The organism is Dactylosporangium darangshiense (assembly GCF_039537565.1).
Taxonomy (GTDB): Bacteria; Actinomycetota; Actinomycetes; order Mycobacteriales; family Micromonosporaceae; genus Dactylosporangium; species Dactylosporangium darangshiense.
This window is the reverse complement of the sequence record NZ_BAABAT010000010.1, coordinates 113,468-125,205: the sequence shown is the minus strand read 5'-3', so window position 1 is coordinate 125,205 and position 11,738 is coordinate 113,468. Positions and strand designations below refer to the sequence as shown.

General features: G+C 70.8%; 9 protein-coding genes. 5 read left to right on the top strand and 4 right to left on the bottom strand.

Annotated features, from left to right (window positions below):
- Positions 1–22: 22 nt before the first annotated feature.
- Both ABD901_RS20495 and ABD901_RS20490 read left to right on the top strand, forming a co-directional pair.
- The gene (locus ABD901_RS20495; protein WP_345128702.1) at positions 23–673 is read left to right on the top strand and encodes a DedA family protein; all 651 of its coding nucleotides are present in this window, start codon (positions 23–25) and stop codon (positions 671–673) included.
- A gap of 67 nt (positions 674–740) precedes the next feature.
- Positions 741–2,906 (top strand): HelD family protein, encoded by a 2,166-nt coding sequence (locus ABD901_RS20490; protein WP_345128701.1) that lies wholly within the window; start codon positions 741–743, stop codon positions 2,904–2,906.
- A 96-nt stretch (positions 2,907–3,002) separates the two neighbouring features.
- Here ABD901_RS20490 and ABD901_RS20485 read toward each other — a convergent pair whose 3' ends face one another.
- From ABD901_RS20485 to ABD901_RS20475, 3 genes are read right to left on the bottom strand one after another with little or no spacing between them, the layout of a single operon-like run.
- The gene (locus ABD901_RS20485) at positions 3,003–3,854 is read right to left on the bottom strand and encodes a carbohydrate ABC transporter permease (protein ID WP_345128700.1); all 852 of its coding nucleotides are present in this window, start codon (positions 3,852–3,854) and stop codon (positions 3,003–3,005) included.
- The gene (locus tag ABD901_RS20480) at positions 3,851–4,726 is read right to left on the bottom strand and encodes a carbohydrate ABC transporter permease (RefSeq protein WP_345128699.1); all 876 of its coding nucleotides are present in this window, start codon (positions 4,724–4,726) and stop codon (positions 3,851–3,853) included. Before ABD901_RS20480 ends, ABD901_RS20485 begins: the two co-directional genes overlap by 4 nt.
- Positions 4,723–5,994 (bottom strand): ABC transporter substrate-binding protein, encoded by a 1,272-nt coding sequence (locus ABD901_RS20475; protein ID WP_345128698.1) that lies wholly within the window; start codon positions 5,992–5,994, stop codon positions 4,723–4,725. Before ABD901_RS20475 ends, ABD901_RS20480 begins: the two co-directional genes overlap by 4 nt.
- Before the next feature lie 424 nt (positions 5,995–6,418).
- On the opposite strand from ABD901_RS20475, the gene ABD901_RS20470 reads away from it, so the two are divergent.
- The 3 genes from ABD901_RS20470 to galK are packed head-to-tail and all read left to right on the top strand — an operon-like array spanning position 6,419 to position 9,416.
- A complete protein-coding gene (locus ABD901_RS20470) occupies positions 6,419–7,198 on the top strand; it encodes a DeoR/GlpR family DNA-binding transcription regulator (protein WP_345128856.1) in 780 nt (259 codons plus the stop codon).
- Positions 7,199–7,221: 23 nt separating this feature from the next.
- Positions 7,222–8,298: a galactose-1-phosphate uridylyltransferase gene (gene galT / locus ABD901_RS20465; RefSeq protein ID WP_345128697.1), complete on the top strand. Its 1,077-nt coding sequence runs from the start codon at positions 7,222–7,224 to the stop codon at positions 8,296–8,298.
- Positions 8,295–9,416, top strand: coding sequence for a galactokinase (gene galK, locus ABD901_RS20460; protein WP_345128696.1), 1,122 nt, complete (start codon positions 8,295–8,297; stop codon positions 9,414–9,416). Before galT ends, galK begins: the two co-directional genes overlap by 4 nt.
- Here galK and ABD901_RS20455 read toward each other — a convergent pair whose 3' ends face one another.
- Positions 9,417–11,522 carry an NPCBM/NEW2 domain-containing protein gene (locus ABD901_RS20455; protein ID WP_345128695.1) on the bottom strand — a complete coding sequence of 702 codons (2,106 nt, stop codon included), beginning with the start codon at positions 11,520–11,522 and terminating at the stop codon, positions 9,417–9,419.
- Positions 11,523–11,738: the final 216 nt, after the last annotated feature.

The following is an 11,738-nucleotide window of genomic DNA, read 5'->3' as shown; positions in this document are numbered from 1 at the left end:
AGTCCGACGGGAGGGATTCTGCGTGCACCACATCGAGGAGTGGATGGCCACACTCTCCCCCGTCTGGGTGTACGTCCTGGTCGGGGCCGTGATCGGCATCGAGAGCATGGGCGTGCCACTGCCCGGCGAGATCGCACTCGTGACCGCATCGTTACTTTCGGTCACCACCACGGTGAGCCCGTGGCTCGTCGCCGGTGCGGCGTCGGCCGGCGCGATCGTCGGAGACAGCATCGGGTACTTCATCGGCCGCCGGGGCGGGCGCGCGCTGCTCGAGCGGTTCGGCCGGCGCTTCCCCAAGCACTTCGGCCCGCCGCACCTGGCCAAGGCCGAGCGGGCGTTCCAGCGCTGGGGCGTCTGGGCGGTCTTCTTCGGCCGGTTCGTCGCGCTGCTGCGCATCCTCGCCGGCCCGCTGGCCGGTGCCCTTCGGGTGCCCTACGGCCGGTTCCTCGTCGCCAACGCTCTGGGCGGGATCACCTGGGCGTTCGGCACCGTGTTCGCCATCTACTCGCTCGGCCGGGTCGCCGAGACGTGGCTGAAGGACTTCTCCTGGGCCGCCCTGGCCCTCGCCGTCGTCGCCGGCATCGCGACCACGCTCTACCTGCGCCGCAGGGCGGCCGCGGAGGCCCGCGCACTGCAGGCCGAGGCCGAGAAGGAGCCCGCGGCGACGCCGTAGGAGAGCTTGCCCCGCAGCACGAGTAAGATTTCGGGGTTGTTTTTCGCCGGGCGGCAGGAGTAGTACGTTGAACGACGCGGTTCGCGACTCGGAGATCGCCGCTGAGCAGGTGTATCTCGACCGGGTGTACGTGCGGCTGGATCAGCTGCGCATCACCGCCGCCGAGGTGGAGAAGGCCGGCTACAGCCTCGCGCGGGTCGGCAACTTCGGCGCCCTGGTCGAGCGCGACGCGATGGTCTACCACGCGGCGCGCCGGCGGCGGGCCCTGGAGAGCGAGCACGACGGCCTCGTCTTCGGCCGGCTCGACCTGGGCCCCGAGGGCGTGTCCGGCGCGGACGCCGCCGCCGTCGAGCCCGCGGTGCCGGACGGCGAAGTGCGCTACATCGGGCGGCTGGGACTGCGCGACGAGCAGTACGAGTCGATGGTCGTGGACTGGCGGGCGCCCGCCGCGGCGCCGTTCTACCGGGCCACGCCCGCCGACCGGATGGGCGTGGTGCGGCGGCGGAGCATCCGCAGCACCGGCGAGAAGGTCGTCAGCATCGAGGACGACCTGCTCGACCCGGCGGCCGCGCCCTCGAGCATGGCCGTGGTCGGCGACGGCGCGCTGCTGGCGAACCTGTCCCGCGCGACCGGCCGCGGGATGAAGGACATCGTCGCCACCATCCAGCGCGAGCAGGACGACGCGATCCGCTCCCCCGCCTCGGGCATCACGGTCGTGCGCGGCGGCCCCGGCACCGGCAAGACCGCCGTGGCCCTGCACCGCGCCGCCTACCTGCTCTACGCCGACCGCAACCGCTACGAGTCCGGCGGCGTACTGGTCGTCGGCCCGTCGGACGTCTTCGTCGGCTACGTCTCGCGCGTGCTGCCCTCCCTCGGCGAGGACACCGCGACCCTGCGCTCCCTGGGCCAGCTGGTCGAGGGCGTCCAGGCGACCCGCCACGAGCCGCCGGAGATCGCCGCGATCAAGGGCTCGCTGCGCATGCAGCGGGTGCTGGGCCGCGCCGCCCGCAGCCCTGCGCCGGGTTCGCCTGATCGGCTCCGCATCCTGTACCGCGGGGAGCTGCTCAGCCTCGACCGCCCCGCGCTCGACGAGCTGCGCCGCACGGTGCTGGGCCTGGGCGTGAAGCGCAACGCCGCCCGCGCGAAGGCCGCGGGCCACGTCCTCGACGCTCTGTGGCGCCAGAGCGTGCAGCTGCTGCCCGCCGGCCGCCAGCAGAAGCGCGAGGAGTTCGCGCCGGACATCGCCGAGCGCCAGGAGTTCATCCAGTTCATGCGCGGCTGGTGGCCGGTGCTGCGCCCGGTCGAGGTCCTCGGCTGGCTGGCCGACCGCCAGCGCCTCTCCCGCTGGGCCAACGGCGTGCTGAGCAACCGCGAGATCGCGACCCTGACCGCGTCGATCGACCCGGATGCGCTGCCGGCCACCTTGTCGGTCGAGGACGTCGCGCTGCTGGACGAGCTGCACGAGCTGCTCGGCGACCCGCCGGTGCGCAAGCGCGCGCCGCGCGACCCGTTCCAGGTCGCCGAGGGCGTCCGCGAGGTCACCACCTACGCCGACCGCATGGCCGCGGCGCGCGCACAGGCCGTGGAGCGCCCGGACGACTACCGCGACTACGCGCACATCATCGTCGACGAGTCCCAGGACGTCTCGCCGATGCAGTGGCGCATGGTCGGCCGCCGCGGCCCCCACGCCACGTGGACGATCGTCGGCGACCCGGCCCAGGCCGCCTGGGCCGACGCCGGCGAGGCCGACCGGGCCATGCAGAGCGCCGTCGGCACCCGGCGCCGCTCCGACTTCACGCTCACGACCAACTACCGCAACTCCGCGGAGATCTTCGCGGTCGCGGCGCGGGTCATCCGGGCGGCGCAGCCGGACATCGAGCTGCCCACCGCGGTCCGCTCCTCCGGCATCGCCCCGGTGGAGACGGTGACCGCCGACCTGGAGTCCGCGGTCCGCGAGGCCGCGAAGACCCTGCTGGACCAGGTCGAGGGCACGGTCGGCGTGATCACTCCCACCTCGCGCCGGGCGGAGGTGGCGGGGTGGCTGGACGGCCTGGAGCCGCTGCGCCTGCAGACGGTGGGCGCGCTGGACTCGAAGGGCATGGAGTACGACGGCGTCATGGTCGTCGAGCCCGCCGACATCCGCGACGAGGCCGCGACCGGTTTCCGCACGTTGTACGTGGCTCTGTCGCGGGCGACGCAGCGCCTGACCACGGTAGGCACCCGCCCCTTCTGAGCCACGCACGCGTCGCGACATCGAGCGGCGCGCCGGGCGTCGAGCGACCGGCCGCAGCACGCCGGCCCGGGCGAGCGCAACGAGCTGGGAGCACTGTCAGCCCTTGGCGGCGCCCAGGGTCAGGCCGGCGACGAACTGGCGTTGCAGGGCGAAGAAGACGATCAAGGTGGGCAGGGCGACGAGGAGAGAGCCGGCGGCCAGGAGGTTGTAGTCGGTGAAGAACTGGCCGCGCAGGTTGTTCAGGGCGCTCGTCACCGGCAGCTTGTCGCCGGTCGAGATGAGGACCAGGGCGTACAGGAAGTCGTTGTAGATCCAGGTGAAGAGCAGCGTTGCCAGGGCCGCCAGCGCGGGGCGGCACAGCGGGAGGGTCACCTTCCAGTACTGCAGCCACACGCCCGCGCCGTCGACCACCGCGGCCTCCGTGATCTCGGTGGGCAGCGTGCGCATGAAGTTGGACAGGACGAAGACGCAGAAGCCGACCTGGAACGCGACGTGGATGGCGATCAGGCCAAGGTAGGAGTCGTACAGGGTGCCGGACTCCGAGACGAACTGCGGTACCGGGATCTTCTTGTACATCTCGTAGAGCGGCGTCACCAGGACCTGCGGCGGCAGCAGGTTGCCGGCGGTGAAGACCACCAGCAGGCCCAGGGACCAGCGGATGCGCAGGCGGGCTATGCAGAACGCCACGAACGACGCCAGGAACAGGGTCAGCAGGACCGCGGGCACGGCGACGATCAAGGAGTTCGTGAAGTACTTCGGCAGTTCCGCGGAGTCCCAGACCTGCGCGTAGTAGTGCAGCGTCAGCCGGTCGGGCCAGGAGAAGTACCCCTTGCGCGAAGTCTCGGCGTAAGGACGCAGCGAGGCGTAGACGGCCAGGGCCAACGGGGCCAGCCAGCCCAGCGAGACCAGGACCAGGAACGCGTTGAGGGCCAGGCGTGCGGGTCTCATCGCTCCTCCCGCAGGATGCGCACCAGGTAGGTGACGATGAAGCCGAGCGATATCAGCAGCAGGATCACGGCGATCGCGGAGCCGAAGCCGATGCGGCTCGCCTCGCCGATGATGTTGTCGGTGACGAGGACCGACAGCAGCTCCAGGCCGTTGCGGCCGCGGTTGATGGCGTACACGATGTCGAAGGCGCGCAGGCCCTCGATGACCGTGATGACCAGGACGATGATGTTGACCGGGCGCAGCGTGGGGAACGTGACGCGGAAGAACGTCTGCGCCTCGTTGGCGCCGTCGAGGGCCGCCGACTCCTTGAGCGCCGGGTCGACGGCCTTGAGGCCGGCCAGGTACAGGATCATCACGTAGCCGACGTGGCGCCAGCCGACGGCGACCAGGACGGCCCAGATGTTGATGGACGGGTCGCCCAGGAAGTCGATCGGGTTGGAGGTGCGGCCGAGGATGTTGTTCAGCGCGCCGTAGTCGCGCGAGTACACCAGCTGCGCGATGAACCCGACGATGGCGAGGGACAGCACGACCGGCAGGTAGAGGGCGCTCTGGTAGAAGCGGCCGAGCCGGAGGCTCTTGTCCAGCAGTACCGCGAAGAACAGCCCCAGCGGCGTGGCGACCAGGCCGAGGAACGCCAGCCACAGCAGGTTGTGCCGGATCGCGGGCCAGAACGGCGGGTAGACGTTGACGATCGTGTCGTAGTTGCGCCCGCCGACCCAGACCGGGTCGGTGACGCCGTTCCACGAGGTGAAGGACAGCCCGACGGAGGCGATCGTGGGACCCCAGATGAGGCCGAGGTCCAGCACGATCGCCACGCCGAGCACGACCGCGATGACGGCGCGGTCGCTCACGCTGAAACGCCGGATCTTCACGATGCGAAGATGGTCTTCTTCTGCGCCTCGATGTTCTTCAGCAGGCCGTCGACGTCGTCGGGCTTGTTGATGAACGTCTGCAGGGCGGGGATCATGACCTGCGAGGCGAAGTCGGGGCGGGTGTCGCGGTCCAGGAACTGCGAGATGTGCTTGGCGCTGCCGACGAGTTCCGCGGACTTCTTCTGCAGCGCGTTGTAGCCGGACGTGTCGGCGGTCTTGTTGGCGGCGATGTTCGTCGGGTTGCTCTTGAGGTACGCCAGCTCCGCGGGCCCGGTCGCCAGGTACTTCAGCAGTTCCTTGGCCCCGGCGCCGTTCTTGGGCTTGGCGGCCATCATGAACCCGTCGATCGGCGCCTCGACCGAGTCGCGGCCGAACTCGGAGTTGATCTCCGGGAAGGCGAAGAAGTCGAGGTCCGACAGCTCCGCGCCGGGGAACTGCTCGCCGACGAAGGTGCCGGAGACGTACATGCCGGACTGCTTGTTGAGCAGCGACTGGGCGGCCTCCTGCCAGGTGCGGCCGTTGGCGCCCGGCTGGTGGTAGGGCAGCAGCCCGCGCCAGGTGTCGAAGACGGTCTTGAGCTTGGCGTCGGTCCACGCCTGCTTGCCGGCCATCAGGTCGACGTGGAACTGGTAGCCGTTGATGCGCATGTTGAGATAGTCGAACGTCCCCATGGCCGGCCAGCCGTCCTTGTCGGCGAAGGCGACCGGCACGAGGCCGTCGGTCTTCATCTTCTCGCACAGCGCCTTGAACTCGTCCAGCGTCTTGGGCTCGGCGTAGCCCTTCTGCTGCCACACGCTCTTGCGGTAGAAGACGCCCCACGGATAGTTGTAGAAGGGCAGGAAGTACTGCTTGCCGTCCTCCCCGGTGGAGGCGGCCTTGAGCGCGTCGGAGAAGTTGCCCCCGACCTCGCTCCACACGTCGGACAGGTCGCCGGCGAGGCCCTGCTTGGCGAAGAACTGCATGCGGTAGCCGGCGAACCAGCAGAACACGTCGTCCGGGTTGCCCTGCAGGTACCGGTTGATGTTCTCCTGGAACGAGTTGTGGTCGACGGTGTTGACCTTGACGTTCTTGCCGTTGGGGTAGGACCCCAGGACCGCGGCCATCGCGGCCTTCGGCACCGAGTCGGAGTAGTTGGAGCCGAACGTGACCTCCGAGGTGGCGCTGCCACCACCCCCGGAGTCTCCGCACGCGGCGAGCAGTGACGACGCCGCTACGCCTCCGAACCCGGCCAATGCGCCGCCCAGGACGGCTCGGCGGGAGAAGTTCATCGCTTCCTCCTCAGCAAGGCACAGAACCAAACGAGAACCCCCAGTAGGGCGACAGTCCTCGGATAAGCGGCCATTGTCAATGGATCTACGCACATGATCAGGAGTGATTTGTTGATATCGATGGTGTTACGTCCGGAAACTCCATCGACACGGCTCGGTAACGACGGGTGGCGGCGAGAGAGCGCTTCCGCACAGATGTCTGTTCGAGTTTGTTGACTTCTGGTCGGCTAGGTTCGAAGCTGTACGCCATGCGAGCGCACCCACGCGCACCCCTTGGGGGTGACCGCCCGGCGACAGACTTCGACCGGGCCAGCGAGGTGCACCTGTGTGCTGGAGACGTAACGTCTGCGTTGGAACCCGTTGTGGGTTCGGACACCCGCGCAGCCGTGCTGACCCCCGCTGCGCCTGCGAAGGGAACGGCGTGATGCTCGCACAGCAACGTCAGGCGGCCATTCTCGACCTGGTCCGCCGCCACGGTGGCGTGCGCGTGAGCCAACTGGTCCGCCAGTTCGGCGTCTCCGACATGACCATCCGGCGCGACCTCGAGGCGCTCGCCGACCGCGGGCTGGTCGACAAGGTGCACGGCGGCGCGACGATCGCCGGTCCGGGCTCCACGGAGGAGCCGGGCTTCGACGCCAAGTCGGTGCGCCAGCGCAACGAGAAGGCGGCGATCGCCGAGCGGGCCGCCAAGCTCATCGAGCCGCACACCGCCGTCGCGCTGTCGGCCGGCACCACCACCGCGGCGCTGGCGGCCCATCTGGTCGATGTCCCCGGACTGACCATCGTTACCAACTCGATCCCGGTCGCCGACACCCTGTACCACGCCGGGCGCCCCGACCAGACGGTCGTGCTCACCGGCGGGATCCGCACCCCCTCCGACGCCCTCGCCGGCCCCGTGGCCGAGGCGGCGATCGGTTCCCTCAACGTCGACGTGCTGTTCCTCGGCGTGCACGGCATGAGCCCGCGCACGGGCTTCACCACGCCGAACCTCATGGAGGCCGGCACCAACCGGCTCCTGGTGGCGGCCGCGCGCCGGCTGGTGGTGCTGGCCGACCACACGAAGTGGGAGATGGTCGGCATCGCCACGATCACGCCGCTGGACGAGGCGGACATCCTCATCACCGACATCGGGCTGGCCGCGGAGGCGCGCGTGCAGTTGGCCGAGCGCGTCGGGGAGCTCGTCGTCGTCGATCCGAACGGCTAACCCCGAAGGACCCTGGAGAACGAGTGAAGCGCACGGTCACCCACCTCGCCGACGGCCGGGAGCTCATCTACTTCGATGAGCGAGACGACGCGTCCCGGGACGCCGTCGACCAACGGGAGCTGCCCCCGCCGCCACCGGCGCCGGAGATGCGGCACGACCCGATCCTCGACGAATGGGTGGCGATCGCCGCGCACCGGCAGTCGCGGACCTTCCTGCCGCCGTCGGACCAGTGCCCGCTGTGCCCGTCGACGCCGGAGTGGCAGAGCGAGATACCGTCGCCGGAGTACGACGTCGTGGTCTTCGAGAACCGCTTCCCCTCGTTCAGCCACCGAGTCGGGCCCGCGCAGGGCGACGTCCTGCCGGGGCTCGTGCCGACCGCCCCGGCCACCGGCCGCTGCGAGGTCGTCTGCTTCACCTCCGACCACAACGCCTCGTTCGCGTCGCTCTCGCCGGACCGCGTGCGCACGGTGATGGAGGCGTGGGCCGACCGCACCGCCGAGATGTCCACCCGCGACGACATCGAGCAGATCTTCTGCTTCGAGAACCGCGGCGAGGAAATCGGCGTCACGCTCTTCCACCCGCACGGGCAGATCTACGCGTACCCCTTCGTGACCCCGCGCACCCGGCGCATGCTGCGCTCCGCGCGCGAATATCGCGGCCCCGGCAACCTGTTCGCCGACGTCCTGGCCGCCGAGCGCGCCGACGGCACGCGGATCGTGGCCGGCAACGCGCACTGGACCGCGTTCGTGCCGGCGACCGCGCGCTGGCCGTTCGAGGTCCACCTGTACCCCAACCGCCAGGTGCCCGACATCCCGGCCCTGAGCAGCGAGGAGCGCGACGCGTTCGGCCCGCTGTACCTAGAGGTCCTGCGCCGCCTCGACGGCATGTTCGGCCTGGCGATGCCCTACATCGCCGCCTGGCACCAGGCGCCGGTGCGGGTCGCGCGCGACCTGGCCTACCTGCACCTGCAGCTGTTCAGCACCCGGCGGGCGCCGGGCAAGCTCAAGTACCTGGCCGGCTCCGAGTCGGGCATGGGCGTGTTCGTCAACGACGTGCGGCCCGAGCAGGCCGCCTCGATGCTGCGGGAGGTGAACCTGTGAGCAGCGCCCTCGAGCGGCTCCCGGGTGGTCCCTACGACGTGGTCTGGGCGAGCCCGGGCCGGGTCAACCTGATCGGCGAGCACACCGACTACAACGACGGCTTCGTGCTGCCCTTCGCGCTGCCGCACCGCACCGTCGTCGGCGCGAGCCGCCTGGAGCGTCCGCAGTGGACGGTGACGTCGGAGCAGACCGGCGAGACCGTCACCTTCGGGCCGCACGAGCGGGTCGAGGGCTGGGCCTCCTACGTGGCCGGGATCGTCTGGGTGCTGCGCGAGGCCGGCCACGAGGTGCCGGGCGCGGCCCTGAGCATCGCCTCCGACGTGCCCTTCGGCGCCGGGCTGTCCAGCTCCGCGGCGCTGGAGTGCGCGGTCATGGGCTGCCTGCTGGATCTGGGCGGGCACGACGTCGCGATGGCGCTGCGGCCGCGGCTGGCGCAGCGGGCCGAGAACGAGTACGTGGGCGCGCCGACCGGCATCATGGACCAGTCCGCCTCGACGCTGTGCCGGGCCGGGCACGCGCTGTTCCTGGACTGCCGTTCCCTGGCCACCGAGCAGGTGCCCTTCGACCTGGCCGCGCAGGGCCTGGCGATCCTCGTGGTGGACAGCAAGGCGCCGCACGCGCACGTCAGCGGCGAGTACGCGGCCCGCCGGCGCAGCTGCGAGCAGGCGGCCAAGACCCTCGACGTCGCCGCGCTGCGCGACGTGGACGTGGCCGGGCTGCCCGGCGCGCTGGCCCGCCTCGACGACGAGGTGATGCGCAAGCGGGTCCGGCACGTGGTCACCGAGAACCAGCGGGTCCTCGACACCGTGGAGGCGCTGCGGGGCGGCGACGCCCGGGACATCGGGCCGATCATGACGGCCTCGCACGAGTCCATGCGCGACGACTACGAGATCACCGTGCCCGAGGTGGACACCGTGGTCCGCGCGGCCCTGCAGGCCGGCGCCTACGGGTCGCGGATGACCGGCGGCGGCTTCGGCGGCTGCGTGCTGTCCCTGGTCGACGCCGAGCGCTGCGACGCGGTCGAGCGGGCGGTGCGGGGGGCGTTCGCCGAAGCCGGCTTCGCGCCCCCCGACGCCTTTGTGGTGACCCCGGCGGACGGGACCACCAAGATCTCGTAGCTAACAGATCAGGCGCGCGTCGGCCCAGTCGGCGTGGTCGTAGTCGATGCTGCCCGCTCCCCCGACGACCAGCCGGAGGTTCGTGCGGCCCGACACGGCCACGTCGATGGTCACGGGCGAGCCCGCGGTCACCGTCGGGCTGGTGTACAGCGACACCCCGTCGCCGAGGACGCTGAACGTGACGCCCGTGGACTGGGTGCCCACCTCGGCGTCGAGCCCGGCGACGGCGGTGAAGCGGCTGCACGCGCCGCCGAGCGGCACCGTGACGTCGCTCGCGGCGTGCGCGCCGACGCCCTTGGGGTAGAACACCCCGCCGACGGTGAGCACGCTGCCGTCGGCGGCGGGCTGCTCGCCGTTGGACATGTCGCGCTCGGCCGGGCCCCAGCCGTTGCTCGCCGCGCCCCAGGAACGGTCGCTGACGGCCGAACCGGCGCCGGTGGTGCCGCAGACCAGGGTCGGCGCGCCCCAGTCCGCGTGGTCGTACTGGATGCCGTTCGTGCGCGCGTCGGTCACCCGCAGCTCGAGGTTGAGGTAGCCGCCGGTGGAGACGGTCAGGCGCGTAGGTGCCTGGCCGCCGGTCTTGACTGCGGTGTACGCCAGGAGCCGGCCGTCGCCGTAGACCGCGAACCGCACGGAGCCGTTGGTGCCGGCCTCGGCGTCGACGCCGACCTGTGCCGTGAACGTGCGGCAGGCCCGGCCGAGGTAGACGTGCACGGCGGCGTCGGCGTGCACGCCGATGCCCTTGGCGAACGTGGTGCCGCCGACGTTGAGCGTGCCGCCGTCGCCGGCCGCCTGCTCGCCGTTGCTGCGGTCCCGCTCGGCCGGGCCCCAGCCGTTGCTGCTACTGGCCCAGGTCAGGTCGCTGACCTGCAGGGTGCCGGCGGCGGGCGCGGCGGACAGGGTGCCGGCCCGGGTCACGCGGAACATCGCCACGCCGTGCGCGGCCACGGAGGCGCTCAGGGCGCCAGTCGTGCTGCCGGTCGCGCCCGTCCAGAGGTTCTTCGTGGTGTACGAGCTGGAGCCGGCCAGGCCGAGCGCGGCGGCGCTCGTGGCGACGGTGGCGGTACCACTGCCGCGGTTGAGCAGGACGACGGCGACCGACCCGTCGCTCATCGGCTTGGCCCACACCTCCTGGTCGCCGGCGTCGGCGACGCGCCGGCCCTGTGAGCCGCCCCAGTCGCGGTTCACCGCGATCACGTCGGCGTTGCGCAGCACGTTCAGCGTGGCGGCGCTGACCGAGCGCAGGTCGTTGCCGAGCAGCAGCGGCGCCGACAGCAGCGCCCAGAGCGAGAAGTGCGCGACGTTCTCGTCCTGGGTCAGCGAGCCGTTGCCGACCTCAAGCATGTCCGGGTCGTTGTAGAAGCCCTTGCGGGCGAACGGCTCGAGGCCCGCCTGCTGGTCCAGCAGCGACGTGACGCTGCCCCAGCTGGCGCTGATGTCGCCGGTGGTACGCCAGGAGCTCCCGCCGACGTTCGGGCCGAAGATCCAGGGCTCGTCGTCGCCCCAGTTGCACAGGCTGTAGACGATCTGACGGCCCGTGGCCTTGAGCGCGTCGCCCATCGCCTTGTAGCGGTCGTAGGCGGGGCGGCCCTGGTTGTTGCAGTTGTCGTACTTGAGCAGGTCCACGCCCCAGGACGCCCACGTCTGCGCGTCGGTGGTCTCGTGGTCGAGGCTCGCCGGCAGCCCCTGGCAGGTGGCGGTGCCCGCCGAGGAGTAGATGCCGAGCTTGAGCCCGCGCGCGTGCACGTAGTCGGCGATCGCGGCGATGCCGCCCGGGAAGCGCACCGGGTCGGGGCGCAGCCGGCCCTGCGCGTCGCGGGTGCCGGCCATCCAGCAGTCGTCGATGTCGACATACGTGTAGCCGGAGTCGCGCAGCCCGGTGCTGACCATGGCGTCGGCGGTCGCCTTGATCAGGTTCTCGTCGATGTTGCAGCCGAACCGGTTCCAGCTGTTCCACCCCATGACGGGGGCGGTGAGCGGGCCCGGCTGCGGCGTGGCGGCGGCCGCGGCCGGGGACGTGACCGTCACAACGATCATGATGGATGTCGGTACGGCCAGCGCGGCCGCGGCCAGGGCGCGTAGCAGCGCCCCAGGAGATCGGATCATCGCAGCTCCCAGGTGGATTTCGATCGAACCTGTTGGATGTTGTTGTACTCGGTCCGCCGGGCGCACACAAGGTCGTACATGTGATGTCCGTCGATGTCGGTACGGCCACGCCCAGGTCTCGTTCATGTGACAGTTGGTGTTGGGTTTTGGGCGGGTGGGTGGAAAGTCTTGACAGAAAAAGTTGGAGGATGCGTGAATGCGATACGCGTGAATGCG

Excerpts from the sequence above, each read along its gene's own strand:
- ABD901_RS20470 (WP_345128856.1), top strand. The coding sequence starts at position 6,419 with ATGCTCGCACAGCAACGTCAGGCGGCCATTCTCGACCTGGTCCGCCGC.
- ABD901_RS20455 (WP_345128695.1), bottom strand. The coding sequence starts at position 11,522 with ATGATCCGATCTCCTGGGGCGCTGCTACGCGCCCTGGCCGCGGCCGCG.
- ABD901_RS20475 (WP_345128698.1), bottom strand. The coding sequence starts at position 5,994 with ATGAACTTCTCCCGCCGAGCCGTCCTGGGCGGCGCATTGGCCGGGTTC.
- ABD901_RS20485 (WP_345128700.1), bottom strand. The coding sequence starts at position 3,854 with ATGAGACCCGCACGCCTGGCCCTCAACGCGTTCCTGGTCCTGGTCTCG.